Annotated in this window: 23 protein-coding genes; 19 read left to right on the top strand and 4 right to left on the bottom strand. The window is 39.7% G+C overall.

The window, feature by feature from the left end:
* The first annotated feature begins 74 nt into the window (after positions 1 to 74).
* A complete protein-coding gene (locus CR194_RS09950; RefSeq protein ID WP_110609510.1) occupies positions 75 to 323 on the top strand; it encodes a hypothetical protein in 249 nt (82 codons plus the stop codon).
* A gap of 86 nt (positions 324 to 409) precedes the next feature.
* Here CR194_RS09950 and CR194_RS09945 read toward each other — a convergent pair whose 3' ends face one another.
* Positions 410 to 1804 (bottom strand): MFS transporter, encoded by a 1395-nt coding sequence (locus tag CR194_RS09945; protein ID WP_110609509.1) that lies wholly within the window; start codon positions 1802 to 1804, stop codon positions 410 to 412.
* Positions 1805 to 2268: 464 nt separating this feature from the next.
* Here CR194_RS09945 and CR194_RS09940 point away from each other — a divergent pair, with 464 nt between their 5' ends.
* Together CR194_RS09940 and CR194_RS09935 are read left to right on the top strand one after the other, a co-directional pair.
* Positions 2269 to 2775 (top strand): DoxX family protein, encoded by a 507-nt coding sequence (locus CR194_RS09940; protein WP_110609508.1) that lies wholly within the window; start codon positions 2269 to 2271, stop codon positions 2773 to 2775.
* 219 nt (positions 2776 to 2994) lie between these two features.
* On the top strand, positions 2995 to 3249 hold the full coding sequence (locus CR194_RS09935; RefSeq protein ID WP_110609507.1) for a hypothetical protein: 255 nt from the start codon (positions 2995 to 2997) through the stop codon (positions 3247 to 3249).
* Positions 3250 to 3297: 48 nt separating this feature from the next.
* On the opposite strand, the gene CR194_RS09930 is transcribed toward CR194_RS09935, so the two are convergent.
* Entirely contained in the window at positions 3298 to 4023 is a 726-nt protein-coding gene (locus tag CR194_RS09930; RefSeq protein WP_110609506.1) for a GntR family transcriptional regulator, read from the bottom strand.
* A gap of 211 nt (positions 4024 to 4234) precedes the next feature.
* A complete protein-coding gene (locus CR194_RS09925; protein ID WP_110609505.1) occupies positions 4235 to 5395 on the bottom strand; it encodes a TIGR04053 family radical SAM/SPASM domain-containing protein in 1161 nt (386 codons plus the stop codon).
* 181 nt (positions 5396 to 5576) lie between these two features.
* Here CR194_RS09925 and CR194_RS09920 point away from each other — a divergent pair, with 181 nt between their 5' ends.
* The 10 genes from CR194_RS09920 to CR194_RS09875 all read left to right on the top strand — a co-directional run bounded on the left by CR194_RS09920 (position 5577) and on the right by CR194_RS09875 (position 13308).
* Positions 5577 to 5885, top strand: coding sequence for a hypothetical protein (locus CR194_RS09920; protein WP_110609504.1), 309 nt, complete (start codon positions 5577 to 5579; stop codon positions 5883 to 5885).
* A gap of 177 nt (positions 5886 to 6062) precedes the next feature.
* Positions 6063 to 6980 (top strand): phosphate/phosphite/phosphonate ABC transporter substrate-binding protein, encoded by a 918-nt coding sequence (gene phnD, locus CR194_RS09915; RefSeq protein WP_233254306.1) that lies wholly within the window; start codon positions 6063 to 6065, stop codon positions 6978 to 6980.
* Between the two features lie 14 nt (positions 6981 to 6994).
* Complete coding sequence (gene phnE, locus CR194_RS09910; protein ID WP_110609503.1) at positions 6995 to 7756, top strand: phosphonate ABC transporter, permease protein PhnE; 762 nt, start codon at positions 6995 to 6997, stop codon at positions 7754 to 7756.
* A 16-nt stretch (positions 7757 to 7772) separates the two neighbouring features.
* On the top strand, positions 7773 to 8534 hold the full coding sequence (gene phnC / locus CR194_RS09905; protein ID WP_110609502.1) for a phosphonate ABC transporter ATP-binding protein: 762 nt from the start codon (positions 7773 to 7775) through the stop codon (positions 8532 to 8534).
* A gap of 228 nt (positions 8535 to 8762) precedes the next feature.
* Positions 8763 to 10253, top strand: coding sequence for an HD-GYP domain-containing protein (locus CR194_RS09900; RefSeq protein WP_332888669.1), 1491 nt, complete (start codon positions 8763 to 8765; stop codon positions 10251 to 10253).
* Positions 10254 to 10535: 282 nt separating this feature from the next.
* The gene (locus tag CR194_RS09895) at positions 10536 to 10733 is read left to right on the top strand and encodes a cold-shock protein (protein WP_110609500.1); all 198 of its coding nucleotides are present in this window, start codon (positions 10536 to 10538) and stop codon (positions 10731 to 10733) included.
* Positions 10734 to 10836: 103 nt separating this feature from the next.
* Complete coding sequence (locus CR194_RS09890; protein WP_110609499.1) at positions 10837 to 11034, top strand: cold-shock protein; 198 nt, start codon at positions 10837 to 10839, stop codon at positions 11032 to 11034.
* A gap of 304 nt (positions 11035 to 11338) precedes the next feature.
* Positions 11339 to 11737: a hypothetical protein gene (locus CR194_RS09885; RefSeq protein ID WP_110609498.1), complete on the top strand. Its 399-nt coding sequence runs from the start codon at positions 11339 to 11341 to the stop codon at positions 11735 to 11737.
* A 131-nt stretch (positions 11738 to 11868) separates the two neighbouring features.
* The gene (locus CR194_RS09880) at positions 11869 to 12996 is read left to right on the top strand and encodes a TIGR04053 family radical SAM/SPASM domain-containing protein (protein ID WP_110609497.1); all 1128 of its coding nucleotides are present in this window, start codon (positions 11869 to 11871) and stop codon (positions 12994 to 12996) included.
* A 159-nt stretch (positions 12997 to 13155) separates the two neighbouring features.
* Positions 13156 to 13308, top strand: a complete 153-nt coding sequence (locus CR194_RS09875; protein ID WP_110609496.1) for a BH0509 family protein — start codon at positions 13156 to 13158, stop codon at positions 13306 to 13308.
* 213 nt (positions 13309 to 13521) lie between these two features.
* Here the strand turns inward: CR194_RS09875 and CR194_RS09870 are convergent, their stop codons facing one another.
* Positions 13522 to 14148 carry a peroxiredoxin gene (locus CR194_RS09870; protein WP_233254345.1) on the bottom strand — a complete coding sequence of 209 codons (627 nt, stop codon included), beginning with the start codon at positions 14146 to 14148 and terminating at the stop codon, positions 13522 to 13524.
* Between the two features lie 252 nt (positions 14149 to 14400).
* On the opposite strand from CR194_RS09870, the gene CR194_RS09860 reads away from it, so the two are divergent.
* The 6 genes from CR194_RS09860 to CR194_RS09835 all read left to right on the top strand — a co-directional run bounded on the left by CR194_RS09860 (position 14401) and on the right by CR194_RS09835 (position 21127).
* A complete protein-coding gene (locus tag CR194_RS09860; protein WP_199228157.1) occupies positions 14401 to 15402 on the top strand; it encodes a LacI family DNA-binding transcriptional regulator in 1002 nt (333 codons plus the stop codon).
* 150 nt (positions 15403 to 15552) lie between these two features.
* On the top strand, positions 15553 to 16944 hold the full coding sequence (locus CR194_RS09855; protein ID WP_110609493.1) for an ABC transporter substrate-binding protein: 1392 nt from the start codon (positions 15553 to 15555) through the stop codon (positions 16942 to 16944).
* 165 nt (positions 16945 to 17109) lie between these two features.
* Entirely contained in the window at positions 17110 to 18012 is a 903-nt protein-coding gene (locus tag CR194_RS09850) for a carbohydrate ABC transporter permease (RefSeq protein ID WP_110609492.1), read from the top strand.
* Between the two features lie 5 nt (positions 18013 to 18017).
* Positions 18018 to 18872, top strand: coding sequence for a carbohydrate ABC transporter permease (locus CR194_RS09845; protein ID WP_110609491.1), 855 nt, complete (start codon positions 18018 to 18020; stop codon positions 18870 to 18872).
* A 46-nt stretch (positions 18873 to 18918) separates the two neighbouring features.
* Entirely contained in the window at positions 18919 to 20409 is a 1491-nt protein-coding gene (locus CR194_RS09840) for a glycoside hydrolase family 32 protein (protein WP_110609490.1), read from the top strand.
* Positions 20410 to 20506: 97 nt separating this feature from the next.
* Positions 20507 to 21127, top strand: coding sequence for a YesL family protein (locus tag CR194_RS09835; protein ID WP_110609489.1), 621 nt, complete (start codon positions 20507 to 20509; stop codon positions 21125 to 21127).
* Positions 21128 to 21256: the final 129 nt, after the last annotated feature.

Genomic DNA, 21256 nt, shown 5'->3' with positions numbered 1-21256 from the left:
AATACCTAATTAAAAACTTTGAGGTTATCAATATTTAAAAAGGGGTAAAGGAGGATAGAAAGAGGTGATCATTGATGGGATACGTTCCTCCAGTAAAAGATGAGCAAATGATGATTTATGGTCAGCGTCAAACCTCGCGTAAACCAATGATAATAGGGCCATCACCAGCTGAGCGTATAGAGTTTTTTGATGCCTTGAAAGATCAATCGAAACAACGTTATTATTTCGAACGAAACGAATCTAAACAAAGGTTGTTGAAAATAGCGAGAATGAAAGAAAAAGAGTTAACAGGAAAAGGTGAAATGTTCGACTCATCTATTTAAGTCTTACATCTACAATACGAATACATTTTAATAACGAAAAACATCCTGAAGGTTCCTTCAGGATGTTTTTCTGTGAGAAAGCTTTATCAAAAGTTTGCCTTTGCTTTGTTATCAACAAGCCTATGTCTGAATACAAGAGTGAACATGATCAGCGCAATGGCTGAGATGAGCGTAAGTCCGATAAATAAATTTGAATATATCGCGAACTCTCCGTTTGAAGCAAAGGGATTGATTTGAAAGCGAATGTGCTCAAGATCTAGTAAAGCTCCAAACACCGCACTGGAGATAGCGCCAGATAGGAAGTTCATTAAATTAAACATGCCAATTCCTACTCCTGTTCGATTCGCAGGCACCAGTTCTGTTAGTAAATTAGCAGTGGAGCTTTGAATGAGTGGGAAAGCCATGTACTGGACTAAAATACAGAGAGCCATTAAATAAGGTGGAAACCCGATAAACGTCGAGATGAGCATACTTCCGATAATAACCATAACAAAAGCCAATCTTAAAACGGGATAACTTCCCTTTTGTTGAACTAACTTTCCACCGTATTGCCCAATGAGACCTGCCGCCATGGCACCAGGAAATAACAACAGTCCGATCTGTACGGTGTCTAAGTCATAAATGGTGCGAGCCATGATCGGTACCACGAAGATCATCCCGAACATTGCACTGGTTCCAAGAAAGCTTGTGGCAATGGTCGCTGTATAATACTTATTTTTTAACATAGCTGGTTCAATGAAGGGAGAGTGAAACGTCTTCACTCTCCATATAAATAAACAAAATGCTATGAAACCACCGATAAGACCAATGAAGTTAAATGTGGTCACAAAAACAAGTAATCCAGTGATGCTACCAGCGATCAATAGAGCTCCTAACACATCTACTGTTCCTTTTTTCCGTTCCTCGTTAGGAAGCCATTTTCTCAAAAAGGGAATGGCAATTAACGATAGGATCGATAAGATGAACAAGTACCTCCAGTTAAATGCTCCACCAACGAGTCCTCCAGTAATAGGGCCCAATCCGGAAGCAAAAGCGACAGTAGCAGAAACGATCCCAAATACCCTCGCTCTATCCTCGGGCATGAAGCGTGCTGGAATGATAAAAGCTAAAGCAGGAATTGTGGCGCCACCCATAGCTTGAAGAATTCTGGCTGTTAAAAGGACAGAATAATTAGGAGAAAACAATCCGAGAGTAGCTCCCGATGCGAATAAAATGATTCCTATGGTTAACAATCTTTTGATTGGGAATAAATCTGCTAATTTTCCGTACATGAGAGACCCGATAGCGAAAACTAAAATATATCCTGTCATGACCCAGCTTACTTGTGAAGGAAGGAGATTAAATTCCTCAGCAATATCAGGGATCGCCACGTTGAACATCGTTCCGTTCATGACTGTAAATGTCAAAATGATACATAATAATAACGTTAAATTTCGTTTGTCTTTTCTATTTAATAAAGGTTTCCTTTGTTCACTGTCCATAAGGACCCCGCTTTCTTATCTGCTCCACTATTACAAAAAAAGAACGACGGACACAAGCAAAAGCTTGATCGTCGATAATTATTTCGAGTATAGAAATATATATTAATCATAATGAACAAAACCTTTCCTTGTCAACAAAAATGATCCGGCTTTTTACAGCTTCTTATATGAATTGGATCACTAGTCAATATGATTATCGTACCTTCTATGACCGTGTTTACCTTCTTAAGGGAACCACAGAAAATGACCTTAATTGTTCATTCATTCACAGAACAGACACCATTTCGCAACGAACTGTTCACAGGTTGCTCGGTTGTAACTGCAAAATCCATAATATACTAGAACTATAGAAAGCGAGTTAGTGATCACTATCAAACAGCTAAAATGAACTTATCATTCTTATAAATACAAGTGATCGTCGACTCCCTTCCTAAAAAAACGAAACCTTACGAGGAGGAATTATCATGTTTATGGATTTCTTAAGAAACAACAAAATTGCAGCGGGACTTTTGACAGTGTTACGAGTGTACATTGGGTGGCAGTGGTTAACAGCAGGGTGGGGGAAAGTCGTCGGCGAACCATTTGATGCGTCAGGTTATTTAACAGGGGTAGTCGGAAACGAAGCAGTCATGGAGCAGTATCCAACGTATCACGCGTTTATTGAAAACTTTGCCTTACCAAACGCAGGTGTGTTCAGCTTTATGGTCGCATGGGGTGAAGTGTTAGTCGGACTTGGTTTAATCGTCGGTGTTCTTACAACAGCAGCAGCATTCTTTGGAATTGTGATGAACTTCGCATTTATGTTTGCAGGAACGATCTCTTCTAATCCTTGGTTAGTATTACTAACAATCTTCATCTTAGCAGCTGGCTACAACGCTGGTAAATTCGGTGGCGACCGTTGGGCGATTCCTTACATTCGCACAGTCGTCTTCAAAAACAAGCTAACATCACCGGCTGAAAGAGCCGCATAAATTTCAAAGTACTAAGCACCCGCTTGTTAGTTTCTAACAAGCGGGTGCTTTTCGGTTGAAATAAGAACAAACATTCGCTATAATGAAGCAAATATCTAATAATTTGCCTATAATAAACATTGGTTTCTAAAATATTAGGTTCCGCTGGTAGAAGGAGTGCGAATTTTTTCAAAATTAACCCTTCCCAGAATAGAATTATTGACTTAAGGAGTGTAGGACATGGAGTTGACGGACTGGAGTTATGGGAGAAAATATCAGATAAAAGCATGGTTTGACAGCCACCCTCATTCGCCTGTCATTTTTCGTTCCTTTCCAAACTTTCACTTTGTGTATATGGTGAAGTGGAGTGAGCAAGATCCCACAGTCACAAGACAAGATCTCCAAGAAATGGAACGATTAATGAACGAGGAATTGGGTAGTTTAAGAGGCTACGAGTCTAGAAGATCTGTAACGAAGCAAGCCTATGTTAAATAAAATTTCATGAAAGGCCAGGCTCCCCCAATTAGAAACCTGGCCTTAAGATTAATTTCTTTCCATATTTATAATAAATCTATAGCGATCTGCTCGGTAAGATGACTTAACTAGCTCAAGAGGTGTGCCGTCTTCTAAAGATGTTTTTCGTTCTATTAGTAAGACAGGCGAATCTTTCTTTACTTCTAATAACTCCATTTCTGTCTCGTTGACGATGGATGACTCAATAATTTGCGTAGCATGCCCAATTTTTTTGTTTAATTTATTCTCAATGAAGTCGTAAAGAGACGATTGGACTACTTCTTCTGATAAACCTTGAACCAGTGTAGCTGATAAAAAATTCGTCTCTAACGCCATCGGAACACCATCGGCAAGACGGATGCGTTGAATTTCATATACAGGGGAGTCAACAGGAATGTTCAAAGAATGGGCTACATACGTTGAGGCAGGGATTGTCTTAAAGTGGATGAGGCGATTGCTCGCAGTCATCCCCCGGGCTTTCATATCTTCAGTAAAACTGGTTAACCCTTGTAAAGGCTGTTCAATTTTCTTTTCCGCTACGAACGTGCCTGTTCCTTTTTTACGATAGACATATCCATCATTAACCAACTTCGATATAGCTTGTCTAACTGTCATTCTACTTATCGCATAGTGATCTGCGTATTCACGCTCGGAAGGTAGCATATCTCCTGTTTGTAATTCCCCTTGTTCAATTTGGCCTTTTATTTTTTCTTCTAATTGATAATAGATGGGAATGGGCGAATTTTTGTTAATCATCTAGACATCATCCTTACTTGTAAAGTTACATAGACCACTAATCCACTCTGATTTTATCATATTTCCCTGTGAACAGACTAGTAAGTGAACTAAACAGGAGAGTCTGTCATCCTATTTCTATTCATAACAAAAAAAGTGCCGAAGAGTGGCATTTTTTAACATGGTTAGCTTGGATGGTGTTTTCTGCTCCAAATCGCTCTTTACGAGACGTTTATTGAGCTTGTTTTTTTAGAGATTTAGGAACATAGACACAAAACGGTTCGCTTTCTAAATAGTCACCAGTGACAGCGTATGTTCTAGATCTAGATCCCCCGCACACATATCGGTACTCACACACTCCGCATTTTCCTTTATACAAGTCAGGGTTTCTCAATTCTTTTAATACGGGAGATTCTCGGTAAATCTTTTTTAGAGGTTGATCTTTGACGTTTCCTACTTTGATAGGAAGGAGGCCACTCGGCATGACATCTCCTTTATGAGAAACGAAAATAAATCCATTTCCGTCATTTACCCCTTTGGGTGCACGCTTTAGACCGTCTACGAGCGAAGCGGTATCAGATATGGAATCTGAATAGTTGATTTGATCTTTCGAAATTTTGTTTTCTTTAGCTTTTTGTTGAATGACAACGCGTCTATGGTGTTGAGCTGCTGTTGTTTTAATGTCAAAGTTGGATGTTTTATTTAACTCGTACAGCCAGCGAAAGACTTTTTCATGTTCTGTAGGGGTGAGGCAAGCGTTCATTTGTCCTCTTCCAGTGGGAACAAGCAAAAAGATGTACCACATGACTACATCTAATTCCTCAACTAGTGCAGCCATTTCTTCTAAAGCATGATAATTGTAGCGAGAAATCACCGTGTTTATTTGTAGAGGCATACCGAGTTCTTTCAAATAGCTGATTTTTTCAAGGGTTAAATCAAATGAGCCAGACGTTCCTCTAAAATGATCATGTATTTCTGGTGTTGGACCATCTAAGCTAAACCCCCACCTGGACAAACCCACTTGTTTCGCTTTTTTCATTCTCTCTTTTGTGACATTGTCGGTGGCACTCGGTGTCATGGATACACGCATTCCTTTACTCACAGCATACTCCGCCAAATCGAATAAGTCTTCGCGCATCATGCAGTCCCCACCTGTAAATACAAGCATAGGATTGTTCATTTCATAAATATCATCGATCAATTTCATCCCTTCATGGGGAGAAAGTTCTTCTGGGTGGGGTTCAACTTGCGCGTCAGCACGACAATGAACGCAACGTAATTCACATGCTCGGGTAACTTCCCAGATGACGATAAAGGGATTTTCATCATAATCGAAGCTTTTACTCATGCCATGAGGATGGCCTTGTGAAGCATGGGGTTGTTTGTTATGCATTCTCATCACCACATTTTTCAGGATTTGTGTGAACACTAACCCAATTGTACCGATAAGATCGATTTTACATTGATGCTAAATGTTACAGAAAAGCAACACTTAAACAACGAATTCTTAGTATGAATCTAAGTGCTTTTTCGTTATAATATACTCAGCATAAAACGGTGGGGTGTAAAGTATTATGAGTTCAAAAAATGAAATCGAAGAACAAATTATTCAAAACTATCAAAAAGATGAAAAAATGATGATTCTCGTCTTTGCCCAATGGTGTATTAATCATGATTTAGAACCTGAAGAGCTTTATCTTAAAGCCTATCCTACACAAAGTGGGAATCAAGCTTTGAAAGAAGCACTGGAGTTAACGGTTTCAAAAGAAGAAGCTGGAGAGGTGCCTCACGATACCGTTCTCGGCGTGTTATCCTTATTCGGAAATGATGATCTTGCTTTTGTTGTAACAGAAGAAATGAATAAGCTGACTAAACGAAAATAGTCATTTCTTAAACGGAGAGTGTTCTAGTGAATGCTCTCTTTTTTTATTTGGATAAGATGAGCCCCTAGCTAGCCCAACGAATCCTGATGAGCGAAACTTCATAATAAAATATTATACTTTTTATAAATTTCCTTTATAATGAATGATACAGATCCGTTAAGAAGGGGAGTTTAATTTTTGAAAAGAAGATTATTAACAATGACATTGATGAGTAGCATTATTGTCCTAACAGCTTGTGGAGAAAATAATGAAGAGCAAGGAGAGGGAAAAGCATCAAGAGATCTGTTTGAAGTTGCGGTGATTCCGTCTCAGTCTATTGGCGAGATGGAGGAAGGACTATCCCGTTTAGAAGACCATCTTAGCGATCACTTAGAAATGCCTGTGGAAGTGACTCATTACCCGAACTACAATGCGGTAGTGGAGGCTATTAACTATAGTCATGTGGATTTAGCCTACTTTGGTCCAGTGACCTATTTGATTGCTTATGAGCAAAGTGGTGCAGAAGCGGTTGTCACCCAATCGATCGATGGTAATCCTTATTATTACTCTTATATCGTGACCCAACCTGATGCCCCGTGGGAAACGTTAGATGAATTATTGGAAGATGTGGAGGAAGTCGATTTTGCCTTTGGGAGTCAGTCGTCTACGTCTGGTTTTACCATTCCTGGGTTTGAATTAATGGAGCGAAATGTTTATGAAAATGAAGGATCATACGAATTTAGCAGTGTTAGATTTACAGGCTCCCATGATATTACGGCCAATGTGGTCGCAGATGGACATGTAGATGCTGGAGCGATTGATAGTGCCATCTTCCAAGCGTTGATTAATGAAGGAGCAATTGAGGAAGAGGAATATAAAATCATTTGGGAGTCCCAGCAACTCTATCAATACCCTTGGGCGGTTCCTCATGATACAGAGGATGACAGAAAGGATCAGATTCGAGAAGCATTTTTAGCGATCGATGACGAGGAAATCTTGTCTATTTTTGGCGGGGCGGACGAATTTGTTGAAGCAAGTCATGATGAATATGACAGTATTTTAGAAGCTGCGAGAACGATGGGACTATTGGATCCGGAAGAAGACGAGGATGAATAAGGTGGGCAGATGTGATGGTTTGGTTTCGTAAAAGACTGATTGTCTACGTACTGTTCATTGCGATTGCCATATGGTTCAGCGCAGTAACAGCAGAGTTCTCGTTCGTTTCTCTCTTCCGCTTGGAAAACACGTGGGATTTTATTCAGCGAAACTTTTGGCCACTGAGGTGGGAACTTGTTCCGTATTTATTGCAACAATCTTTAATAACATTATCGGTGGCATTCTTAGGAACATTGGTTGCCCTCTGTCTGGCATTGCCTATTAGTTTTCTTGCGGCTTCCAACACGTCCGTATCGAAGGCAGGCTATTACGCGGTTCGGTCTAGTTTAAGTCTCGTTCGTTCTGTACCTGAAATTGTTTTTGGACTTATTTTTGTTGTTTCGTTAGGATTAGGTCCTTTTGCGGCTTTGCTGGCGATCTTCCTTCATAATGTCGGTGTGTTAGGGAAGTTAATCTCTGAACTGATTGAAGCGGCAGAATCAGGCCCACAGGAAGCGATGAAGTCTGTCGGATCTTCAAGAAGAATAGGTCAGATTTTTTCAATCATCCCGCAAATTTGGCCTAATGTTCTCTCACATTATTTTTATAGATTCGAAGTAGCCATTCGCACCTCGCTAGTCCTTGGTATGATTGGCGGTGGGGGATTAGGTCAAAGCTTAATGAACTATTATAACAGTCTTGCTTATGAAGCGATGGCGACGGCGATTAGTATTATCATGATCCTCGTTATTGTCGTTGATGTCATTGGAGGCATTGTTCGTAAGAGGGTCATTTAGAAGAGGAGTGGTACGAATGCTCTCATTGGATAACGTGACGGTTACTTATGATAAAGAAACAGAGCCAGCTCTTTCTAACCTTACGTTAACAATTAAGGAAGGTGAGTTTGTATGTGTCCTAGGTCGTAGCGGAGCGGGTAAATCAACCTTCATCCGCACGATCAATGGGTTGCAGACTCTGACAAGGGGGGCTGTTCATGTTTCTGGAAAAGAAGTGTGTCAACTTTCTGAGAAAGAGACGCGTAACTTACGGACGGGAATGGGCATGATTTTCCAGCATTTTTATTTGATTCCCCGTCTTTCAGTGAAGCAAAATGTTTTGACAGGCCGTTTTGGAAAGAAGAAGGCTTATCAAAATTTATTAGGCCTCTTCTCAGAGGAAGAAATAAAACAAGCAGACTATTATCTTCAAGAGGTGGGGCTGGCTTCTTTTGCAAATCGAAGAGTAGAGCACTTAAGTGGAGGACAGAAGCAGCGAGTGGGTATTGCGAGGGCGATGATGCAAGAACCTTATCTGCTGCTTGGAGATGAGCCTGTCGCAAGCCTGGATCCGAGCACTTCCGATAGTATTTTCCGGCTAATACGAACACTCCATGAACAGAGAAATTTAACAACGATTATCAATGTTCATGACGTGGATTTAGCTAAGAAATATGCCAGTCGAATCTTGGCTTTAAAGAAAGGTGAGCTGATTTTTGATGGTCATCCAAGTGAACTGACAGATAAGGTATACGGTCTTATTTATGAAGAAGAAGCGTTAGACCAAAGAGCATTGTAGAAAGCCGAAAATAATGGGGGCAGCCTCATTATTTTTTTGTGTGTTTTTAGTCTTGTGAAAATTTATTTCGTAGGTTGTTGTGAAGAAGGTTACGGGAGGGTTTCTTTGGAGCTTTCGTCAAAACGTTGTGGGCCACCTAAATCTATTGCACTAGTGTTTTTGTATATCCTTTTCTTTAAGAGTATAATTTAACTAGTGAAACGACTTGAGGGGGATTGTTTATTGAAAGTGTTTGAGCAGTTTCAAAAACAGCTTGTGCTTAATTATTTATTAGGTTCCGTCATCGCTGTGTTTGGTGTAGGCAGTGTATTTATTTTTCATACTTTACAATTGGCCGCAGTAGAAATCCTCCTGTTAGTCACGGTCATGATAGTATCCGTAGCTATTATGCTTGCAGCAGAGCTGGCTCTATTTAAAAAACACATCCGTCCATTAAAGAAATTTTTTCAATCTGATCTACCTAACGAAACTGATTTCAAAAAGGCATTTACAGTGGCACACAGGTTTCCTATTTTAACCGTTCAAAGAATTTTAGGACCCCATTTATTCGGGTTATCTATTCCTGCTTCTATCTTGTATGCCATTCTTATTTACAACGGCTGGATCCATTTCGAGTATTACTACATTGCACTAGCATGGGCTGGAGCCATTTTAATCGCGGTGATGCATGCCTTAATTGAGTTTTTTCTTACATACCGTGCAAGCTTGATATTAGCTAATCATATTTATGCAAGAGCGAAACGAGAACAGGATGTTGAACTTTTTTTAGAGACGAATCAATTGATTAGTTATAAAGTAAAATTACTCATCAGTTCTTTATTTACAGCTGTATTTCCAGTCTTGTTATTTATCGTAGCTCTTCAAATAAGAACGGTGGAAAGCAACAATTATTCTTTAGAAAACTATTGGAGTTGGGCATTGGTTATTGTTCTTGTCATTTTAGGGATTTCGATTACTACCGGTATTTTACTTTATCGAAACATTCAAGAACCTATTGACCAACTTCGAGGAAGGTTTGAAGAAGTGGGTAAGGGAAATTTCGAGACGTTAGATAAATCATACTCCGACGAATTCGCTCATCTAGTCAGTGGATTTAATTCGATGGTGATTGGAATTAAAGAAAGGGACAATCGAAACGACCAATTAATTAATAGCTTCTTCTCGGTATTTGCAGCCACTCTCGATGCGAGAGATCCCTATACAGCGGGGCACTCATCACGAGTGGCAAACTACGCCGTTAGAATCGCCAGAAAAGCTGATTTTCCTGAGAAACAAGAAGATTTACTGAAAAAGTCTGCTCTTTTACATGACATCGGTAAAATCGGCATCCGTGATCATATCCTACTTAAAGAGAGCCGACTGACAGAGGAGGAATTTGAGCAAATTAAACAGCACCCTGTCATTGGGACGAAAATTCTTGAACAAGTTGACTTACCAGAAGAGTGGACACCGATTCTACCAGGCGTACAATATCACCACGAACGTTACGATGGGAAAGGATATCCCGAAGGCTTGAAAGGAAATGATATTCCAACGTTCGGTCGACTTCTCGCTGTGGCGGATGCTTTTGACGCTATGACTTCGGACAGACCTTACTTAAAGGGAATGGATTATGAGAGAGCACTTAACATCATCAAAGAAGGAAGGGGTACTCAATTTGACCCTTACTTTGCAAATTTATTTTTAGAGATCATGAAAGAAGAAACGAAAAATAGGTAGCTCCAGATTAAAAAGCTTGTAGCAACTAGGATGAGAGCAAGTTTTTTGCGAGATGATCACTCGCTGATAAAAGAAATAATAAAAAATAGGCTATTTGAATAAAAAATTTCAAGGAAGAGTTTCATTTTTATTTTAGATATGATACACTAAGGTTAACTTATTGACGTTCGGATATGACTGAAAGAGAAAAGCTTCATGTAAGTTATTTTCATCTTGAACGAATAAATGAAGAGCTCAAATAGTAATATTATGTGGGAAACCCCCACGCAGGAGGAATTTTTCATGACACAAGGTACAGTAAAATGGTTTAATGCAGAAAAAGGTTTCGGTTTCATCGAAGTAGAAGGACAAGACGACGTATTTGTTCACTTCTCTGCGATCCAAGGCGAAGGCTTCAAAACACTTGAAGAAGGCCAAGCAGTAAGCTTCGACATCGAAGAAGGACAACGTGGCCCACAAGCTGCTAACGTTCAAAAGTAATAATACAAAAAGATTCCTCTAGAGGAATCTTTTTTTTGTATATTTTAGGAAGGTTTGTCCATACTAGATGGGGAAACATTCATAAACAGGAGGAACATATCACATGACACAAGGTACAGTAAAATGGTTTAATGCAGAAAAAGGTTTTGGTTTCATTGAAGTAGAAGGACAAGATGACGTATTCGTTCACTTCTCCGCAATTCAAGGAGATGGATTCAAATCTCTTGAAGAAGGACAAACAGTCACATTTGAGATTGAAGAAGGACAACGTGGTCCGCAAGCTACAAACGTACAAAAATAATTGTACATAAAGCTCTCATTATGAATGAGGGCTTTTTTTAGTGGTTTTACAAAACTGGTCTCGATCTGTAGCTGGTTTGGAGTAAGGTGTAAGCAGTTTGAGGGAAGCTGTAGTCGGTTTGAGACATCCTGTAGCCCCCACAAAATAAACCAGGCAAGAATCATGATAAATGAAACCATTAAAACTAGTCCTCGGAGTAGAGGTAGATTTTAAGCAGCTGATTATAGTAGTTGAACTCATCATTTTCATAAAAAGGAGGATAATGGATTTTATAGAAGAATTTATTGAGTGAGGAGGTGTTGATATGAGATATCGTAATCGTGTCTCTGTATTGCTTGTAATGGTTTCAGTCATTATTTTTCTATCATCCGTTATCAGTGGATTAGTCTTTGGAACAGTGGACTTTGATGGCTATACATACTACTATGACTGGCCATTGATCTTGCTTTACTGGTTTATCGGATTGTTCGCGGCTGCGTTTTTATTTGCCTTAGCTGAAATCATTGAACAATTCAACCGGTTAAACGAGACACTGTCGCCGGATAAAAGAGACGAAACTTTGCCTCAGCCAACAGCTGAAGAAGAATTCACTAATGAAGATGAACCATCTTCTCCAACAGCGAGCGACCACTCAGGATCGTGGATTTTCGCTGTTTGTTTTATGATTGTGTTGGTGTTCTTAATTATCTTTTCTCTACAATGATAACTTGAGTTTTTCCGAACACTATGTGAACGTAACAGAAGAATGGTAGATTATGTGATGTAAATCACATCGGAACCTCCTTCCTGGCTTTAAGCTAAGAGTATAAGTTGAACAATACAGGAGGAATTCCTATGTTTTCTAGAGATTATCATGAAGATCCATTTATCGTGATTTGGGAGTTAACAAGAGCGTGTGAGTTAAAGTGTCTGCACTGTCGGGCAGAAGCCCAATATAGGCGGCATCCGCAAGAATTAACCTATGAAGAGGGAAAGAAATTAATTGATGATATTCACTCCATGAACAATCCTATGCTCGTTTTCACAGGGGGCGACCCGTTAATGAGAGAAGACGTATTCGATATTGCTAAGTACGCGATAGATAAAGGTGTGCGAGTATCGATGACTCCTTCTGCTACTCCAAATGTCACGAAAGAAGCGATGGAAAAAGCGAAAGAAGTAGGATTATCAAGGTGGGCATTCAGCCTCGATGGTCATAACGCTGAGATTCATGATCACTTCAGAGGAACGAGCGGATCCTTTGATTTGACGATGAATGCTATCACTTATCTTCATGAACTGGAGATGCCGATTCAAATTAACACCGTGATCTCAAACTATAATGTGAATCACTTAGAAGAAATGGCCCAGCTCATTGAACAATTAGATTGTGTCCTATGGAGTGTGTTCTTCCTTGTTCCTACTGGGCGAGGTCAAGAAAAAGATATGATCTCTCCTGTGCAGCACGAAAAAGTATTTCAATGGCTGTATGAGTTATCGACTCGAGTTCCCTTTGATATAAAAACAACCGCAGCTCAACATTATCGACGAGTAGTGATCCAAAACAAAATGCGAGAAAAGTTCGGTGCTAGGAATGGGACAGAGATTCGCTATGAGGATGCGTTGAAAAATGGAAATACAGGACAAATAGATGGGTTAGGGAGAGCACCAAAAGGAGTGAACGATGGCAATGGATTTGTGTTTATTTCGCACACGGGCGACGTGTATCCGAGTGGGTTACTTCCTATAAAAGCTGGAAACGTAAGAGACACTCCTTTGCCTGTCATTTACAGAGAGTCGGATCTCTTCAAATCATTAAGAAATCCAGACCTTTACAAAGGGAAATGTGGAGTTTGTGAATTCAAACATGTATGTGGAGGCTCCCGTTCAAGAGCTTATGCGATGACGGGAGATTACTTGGAAAGTGAGCCGTACTGCGTGTATATACCTAAATCTTTACGAAAGAAAAAAATAATAAATTAGTAAAACAAGCGCCCCTATAAGGTTTAGGAGCGCTTATTTTTAATTAAAAGTCTAATTTTCAAAATTTTTTAAATTTAGTGTTGACGAATAAAGAAACACTGTTATATAATACAAATATAAAATATTAACTGTATCACTACAGAAGAGGAGATGATTTGTATGAAAAGGCAAGAAAGAGAAAACATGATCAAATTTCTATCGCGAGTAAGAGAGATGTCTATGGAGAGACTGATGGTTTTGACTGATGAGGATGTAGAACATCTTTACACCCGTGCTTATACGGATCATGAGGCATATGAAGAAGTGATGTAAGTAAGCTTTCTTGATAGGATTATCGTACAGATTATCTCCTATGAAACGAAAAGATTGTTAATGAATAATGAAAACCGCCCTCGATTAAGAGGGCGGTTTTCATTATTACAGACTGGTACAGACGCGGACCGGTGACCGTGTTTAGAGAATATAGAATACTTTTAATCCAATTAATATAGAAATTGCTTTTAGATTTCCCTAAAAAGCTTTCAATTAAATTTTGCCTATTTTATCAGGGTCTCTCTCAATTCCGGGCATTCCAGGAACCCAATTAGCTGGCACACCTAATCCAGTGTTTAATCCATATTGAATTCCTTCCATCATTCTTAAAATTTCAAAAGCGTTGCGGCCTACTTCTCTTGGATAAATCATTTTCGATACAATAACGCCCTCGGGGTTCACAATGATCGTCGCTCTAAACGTGGCACCAGTTTGATCGTCTAGGACGCGGTAGGCTCGACTAATTTTCTGCGTTCGATCGCTAACTAATGGGAATTGTACTTGTTGAGCTGATGGAGAGATCTCTTTGAATACTTTGTGGGAGTATATGCTGTCTGTACTAATCCCCCACACAGCGGTGTTAAGCCGTTGAAAATGGTCGTAAATAGCAGCAACTGCTGCCAATTCGGTCGGTCAAACAAACGTAAAATCACTGGCATAGAAAAATAAAATGACCCATTTTCCCCGTTCTTTTAATAGATCAACGCTACTTATTTCATTGTTTATCAAGGCGGGGGCGTTAAAAGCAGGAGCAAAGTCATCCCTTGAAGCACAAAATGGTTGTTCGCACGTATCGAAGAATTCAACAGGGAGCGCTTCTTGTTCGTGGTCCGGATTCATTATCTTTTCAACCTCCTTTTATTATTCTAGGCATTATATGCTTAATGAATAGATGCGGTAAATGAATTCTAAGAAGGCGAAAGAGAGTGGGGCGCCCCACAACCCAAAAATGAACGAATAATAGTAGGTAAATAATTGATTGGAGAAAAAAATTAAAAGTATTGACTCCACAATATTCTCATTGTATGATTTATGTAAACGGTTACGTAATCGATTACGTACACCTTATCTTTGAAAATGAGGAATCAGCCTATGGAGAATATTAGTATGAAAGATGTGGCTCAAAAAGCAGACGTATCGACAGCTACCGTCTCACATGTGATTAATGAAACGAGATATGTGGCTGAAGAAACGAAGAAAAAAGTTTATGCGGCCATGGAGGAGTTAGATTATCGTCCTAATTCCGTAGCTAGAAGCTTGCGCAGCAGAAAATCAAATATTATTGGACTTTTAGTTCCTTTAGTAGCTTCAGACACTTCAAATTTCTTCTTTATGTCGATTGCGAATGGGATCGAGCAAGTGTTAAAGGAACATGGATACAATTTAATATTAAGTAATAGCAGTGAAGATCTTGCAGTAGAGCAAAATCAAATTAAAGTTTTTAATACCCAACTTATTGATGGGTTGATTATTGCTCCAGTTGACTCCGTTGAGCACGACTATCAAGAAAATTTACGGGGGAACTACCCAACAGTGTTTATTGACCGTCAACCGAAAGACTTAATGAGCGATACTGTATTGATTGATAGTGGCTCAGGTACTTATGAAGCAATTAAACTATTGATAACTAAAGGTCATCATAAAATCGGTTTCATCACAGGTCCATTGGGAATTACAACGAGTGATGAAAGACTGGCAGCTTATAAAGCTGCTTTAGAAAACTATGATTTACCGTTTGATCCTGAGCTAGTGAAAGTAGCTCCAGCGACATTTGATCAAGGTCGTTCTCTAACGAGAGAACTTGTTAAATCAGGCGTAACAGCTATTTTCGCTGCAAACAATGTGATGACAATGGGAGCGGTAAACTATCTTCAAGAACAGAGTATTTCTGTTCCAGATGATGTTGCGATCATTGGCTTTGATGATTATGACTGGTTAAGAATCACGTCGCCACCACTATCAGTTGTTAAGCAACCTTCATTTGAACTGGGGAAATTAGCGGTAGAATTGCTAATCAAACGTATTGAAGGGAACCAGGAGCCTTACCAAGTCTATCGCCTTCCATCAGAACTCGTGCTAAGAGGATCATGTTAACTTCCTAATAAAAGGAGGAGCAGGCATGATCTCTTTTATAAAACTTACGTAATCGATTACGTAATCGATTGTATTATATCCTAACTGGAGGTGAAGAGGGCAGTTCTGCTTAATGCTAGTTCAAATAATTATTATTAGGGGGAAACAATTATGAAAAAAATGTCTAAATGGTTAGTACCTTTGTCAATGTCCGCAGCTTTATTAGCCGCATGTGGAGGAAATGAATCCGGTGGGGAATCACTGGATGAGAACAACGCCAATAATGCAGGGAACAATCAGTCTAACAATGGCGAAAGTAATGGAGAACAGTCAGATGTCGTTGAAACAGGAGAAGCAGACCAAGGCGTTGAAGCAACAGGTGATGAATCCGTTCAACTAGATATGTGGATTCATCAAACAGGAGAGGAAGAAACAGATTTTTATATAAAACGAATAGATGAATTTAATGAAGCCCATGAGGATATTTTTGTGAATGTGGAAATCATCATTGATGATGGAGGAAGTTCTTATAGTGATAGCATTAACGCTGCGTTAGTAGCTGGGAATTTACCTGATATTTTAGCATTAGATGGACCATATGTGGCAAGCTTTGCTGAGTCTGATATTATTCGTTCCATTGATGAGTATATCTCCGTCGAAGATTTAGAGGACTTTGTAGATTCGATCATCCAACAGGGGTCCTATGATGGAGAATTATACTCCCTAGGAGCGATGGAAGCTTCTATCCCTCTTTATTACAATAAGGACATTTTTGAAGAAGAAGGAATTGAAGCACCGACAACGATTGAAGATGCGTGGACATGGGATGAATTTTTAACGGTAGCCCAAGATTTAACAACTGAAGATCGCTATGGATTGAATTTATTTATGAATTACGGTGTTGGTGAATGGCTGACCTTCATGGGTGGACCTTTCGTATGGTCAAACAATGGAGAATTGATTTCTGAAGATGGAAGCACTTCTGATGGGTATTTAAACAGCCCAGAAACAGTTGAATCGTTAGAGTTTATAAAAACCCTTTTTGAAGAAGGTGTCGTTAGCTTAACGCCAGGAGAAATGCAATTTGAAGAAGGAAATGCTGCGATGGCTTTAGGTGGCCCGTGGATTGCCGTATCTGCAGAAAATGCTGACATGAATTGGGGCATGATGCCTTATCCTTATAAAGAAGTGCCTAAATCTCCTTCTGGTAGTATGGCTTATGGGATTACGACATTAAGTGAACACCCAGAAGAAGCTTTTCAAATGATGCATTGGATGACCAATGAAGAGTCTACAATTGGGCTTTCTGAAGTGACTGGAATGCCTCCAGTTAGAGAGTCTGCTTTCAATGCAATGGATAAATATGATGAATTGCCTTGGTCTGTCATGAGAGATCAAGTATTAGAAACGGCTCACGCTCGTCCACAAACACCGGCATACCCCGTTCTGACTGATGCTTTTGCACAAGCATTCCATGCAGCCGCATTAGGTGAGGATGTAGAGGAAACTTTGAATCAGCAAGTAGAACGAGTAGAAAGAGAATTACGACGTTTCCAAGATTAGTATCCGATGGGCCTGGTCTGATCATCAGGCCCATTCATTACATATAAGGCTCTGTTAGCGGTCCGTATTGGTGAAAAGACTAACAGGAAAAAGCAAAAGGGGCCGACTATAATCGATATTGAAAGTTAACAGAGCCTAATATAAAGAGATCTGGAGTGGTCCACTATGAGAACTCATAAAAGATACAGTTTAAAAACGCAGGAAGGCAAAGAAGCTCTTACTGGATACTTGTTTTTAGCACCAGCTTTACTCCTTCTCGGTATTTTCTTGCTTTATCCGATGGGAACAGCCTTTTATTACAGTTTAACTGACTTTTATATTTTAAGACCTAATGAGAAAAATTTTATCGGCTTCGAAAACTTTCAAATGATTTTTGGGGATGCTGAATTTCGTCAAGCTTTTAGTAACACCTTATATTTTGCTTTTCTCGTTGTTCCAATTCAAATAGGCGTCGCTTTAGGTTTAGCTTTACTAGTTAATAAGAAACTAAGGTTCAAAGTATTTTTCCGGACGGCGTATTTTTCACCAGTGGTTATGTCTCTTGTAGTCGTTTCAATCTTATGGACGTTTATGTATAACCCAAATGAAGGGTTAATTAATGAGATGCTTAGCTTGTTAGGGATTCCGGAACAGCCTTTCTTAACTAGCCCTGATCAGGCGATGAATTCCATTATCGTCATGAGTGTTTGGCAAGGAGCAGGGTTTCAAATGATGATTTTCTTGGCGGGACTGCAAAATATACCTAATCATCTTTATGAAGCGGCTGATATTGATGGAGCGACTACGTTCCAGAAGTTCTTGCACGTGACGTTGCCGGGATTAAAGAACATTTCTTTATTCATCTTTATTACAATTACGATTGCGGCCTTTAAATTACTTGTTCAGCCGATGATTATGACGCAAGGGGGACCATTAGGGTCAACGAAATCCCTTGTCTATCATATCTACGAAGTTGGCTTTAATTATCGAGACGTCGGTTATGCCTCAGCCATGGCGGTTGTATTTACGATTATGGTGTTAGTGATTACGATCATCCAAAGAATTGCTGTTAAAGAGGAAAGGGGATAAGGGCTATGAAAAAAACATCAATCACAAGAAAAATCTTTCTCTACCTTACGTTAAGTTTTCTAGCAGTTATTTTCCTGTTTCCTCTCGTATGGATGGTCATGTCATCCATGAAAGACGATTTTCAAATTTTCAGAGATATGACGTCTGTGAAAGCTTTTTTACCGCCACTTCCTAATGAAGTGGACGGAGGGTATCTCCAAAACTACATTTTGGCCTTTGAACGAGTGAATTTATTAAAGTACATCATGAATAGTTTGATTTACACGATCGGCATCATTATCTTTGGTCTGATAGTCAATTCCATGGCAGGATATGCGTTAGCTAGATTTAACTTTCCGTTCAGAAATTTCTGGCTAGCGGTCATCATAGCTACACTAATCATTCCACCAGAAAGTATTTTCCTACCGCTTTATGTATTAGTTTTTAACTTGGGATGGGTCAATACATATACAGGGTTAATTGTTCCGTTCATTGCCAATGCTTTTGCCATCTTTTTATTCAGACAATTCTTTTTAGATTTTCCAAAAGAAATTGAAGAAGCTGCAAAGATCGATGGATGTTCTCAATTAGGGATTTTCGTTCGAATTATTGTCCCCCTAACTAAGCCAGTGTTTGCAACTGTGGCTATTGTGTTATTTATTAACCATTGGAACGACTTTCTCTGGCCTCTTGTTGTAGCGAATGACGATAGTATGCGAACCATTCAAATTGGTTTGCAGTTCTTTATGAATCAACAGCCCGTTCAGTGGGGTCAGGTGATGGCCGCCTTGACGGTTGCGACGTTGCCAATGCTGATTATCTTCATCTTTTTACAACGCTATTATGTTCAAGGACTCGCTCACACTGGATCAAAGAATTAATATGAAGATTTACTCGTAAACGATTTACAAATAAGGAGTGCTAACGATGACTATGGATAACGAATTGGAAAGCAAGACGCTTACGACGAATTACGAGGAACCTTACCGACCACATCTTCATTTCACTCCTGAATCACAGTGGATGAATGACCCGAACGGGATGGTTTATTACGAAGGAGAATATCACCTGTTTTATCAATATCATCCTGACGGGAAAGAATGGGGGCCGATGCATTGGGGGCATGCAGTAAGCGAAGATATGCTCCAATGGAAACATCTTCCTATAGCTCTTGAGCCTGATGATTTAGGCATGATCTTTTCTGGGAGTGCGGTCGTAGATTGGCATGATAGCAGTGGATTCTTTGGTGGTGGACATGGATTGGTTGCCATGTATACGAGTGCTGATGGCGATTTTCAACAACAAAGTATCGCCTATAGTTTAGACAAAGGAAGGTCATGGATAAAATATGAGGGGAATCCCGTCATACCGAATCCTGTAATAAAAGATTTTCGAGATCCTAAAGTCCTCTGGCATGAGCCTTCGAAAAAATGGATCATGGTTTTGGCAGCGGGGCAGGAAGTCATGTTCTATACCTCATCTAACTTAATTGAATGGACGTATGCTAGTCGATTTGGTGAAGGCACAGGCGCACACGGTGGGGTGTGGGAATGTCCAGACCTCTTCGAACTGCAGGTTCGAGATACGGATGAAACGAAATGGGTCCTTCAAGTAGATATTGGAGAAGGTGCGATTGCTGGCGGTTCGGGAGGACAATATTTCCTTGGAGAATTTGATGGGGAGCAGTTTGTGGAAGATCCATCTGCTGAAGACGTGCTGTGGGTAGATTATGGTAAAGATTTCTATGCGACGCAATCCTTTTCAGATATTCCAGCACAAGATGGCCGTCGGATTTGGTTAGCTTGGATGAGTAATTGGCAATATGCCAATCAAGTACCGACTGATCCGTGGCGTAGCGCCATGTCCTTGCCTAGAGAAGTTAGCTTGAAGCGCACCGTCCGAGGAAATGTAAAGCTTATTCAACAACCGATAAGAGAAGTAAATGATTTAATTATGAACACACTAATGGATGAAACGATTAAATTGAACAAAGAATCTTCGGTGATCTGTAAACAACCGGAGAGACCATTTATCATGAATTTCAAGTTGAAAAGTGAAGAGCTTAAGAAAGTGACCTTCTCTTTGTTTCATTCTTTAAACGATCAGAAAGAAGCCTTAACCATTGAGGTCGATCGAAAAGAAGTGTCTGTCAATCGCAAAGAAATGAAGCACAGTCAATTTCATGCTGATTTCCCAGCGGAAACGATCGCACCGATCGAATCAGAGAGAGAATGGGTGACATTGCAACTCATTGTGGATCGTGGATCGGTTGAAGTCTTTGTGAACGATGGGGAACAAACGATGACGAACCTTGTATTACCAAAACAAAATCAACCTTTCTCTATCGTTGGGTCTAGCGAGAACAACGAATTAGAGGTAGAATGTAAAGGTCACATATTAAAATCTGTTTGGACGTGAGTAGTCATCTTTTGATGATTACTCTTTCTTTTTACATAACAAGAGAAGTGAGGGTTGGCAACTCTTCAGAATTTCTCTATGACAAGGAGTGAGCAACATGCAGCTTTCAGGTACTTCTGGATTCATTTACCGTGTCGCTGATTGGATGATGAAAATCGCTTTTGCCAATTTATTATGGTTACTGTTCACTTTAATGGGATTAGTCTTGTTCGGGTTTTATCCAGCCTGGGTGGCTATGTGTAGCCTCATGACTTCATGGCATCAGGGAAAGGAACCCCCCATGTTTAAAACTTTCTGGCAAACGTATCGAAGAGTATTTTTAAAAGGGAATATCATGGCGGTCATCATAATGAGTGTTACCTTATTCATGCTTGTGAATTTAAACATTATCAGATTGTTTGATGGATTTGCCTTTTACTTTTTCAGTTTTAGTACGGTGGGTCTCTTTCTTTTATTTTTGATGTGGGGAATGACCTTTGGACTAATATCAGGAGAAAAAGAACAAGTGAGCTTTTCTAAACAAGATTTTATGGAGCCGTTGAAGCGTCTGGTCATGTCCCCATTAAAAATCTTGCTATGTCTTCTAGCTATAGGAATTGTTTATATAATGAATGGGCTCATTCCAGGACTGTTGCCAGTGTATAGCATCAGCCTAGTCGGTTGGGTAGTCACGATGCTGTTTACGAGCACTTCAAACCCGGAACGAAGAACATCATAGTTTCTTTCCTAGCAATCTTGAAGATTATGTATATAGCCCGTATCACTATCAAACAACGTCTTGATAGTGTAAAATAGACTTGAAAATCAGATTTTATTGGACGTTCGTTTATGGATCATCGTAGTTTTG

The organism is Salipaludibacillus keqinensis (genome assembly GCF_003226325.1).
Classification (GTDB): Bacteria; Bacillota; Bacilli; order Bacillales; family Salisediminibacteriaceae; genus Salipaludibacillus; species Salipaludibacillus keqinensis.
Note: the sequence above shows the minus strand (reverse complement) of the source record. Positions and strands in the feature narration are given on the sequence as shown.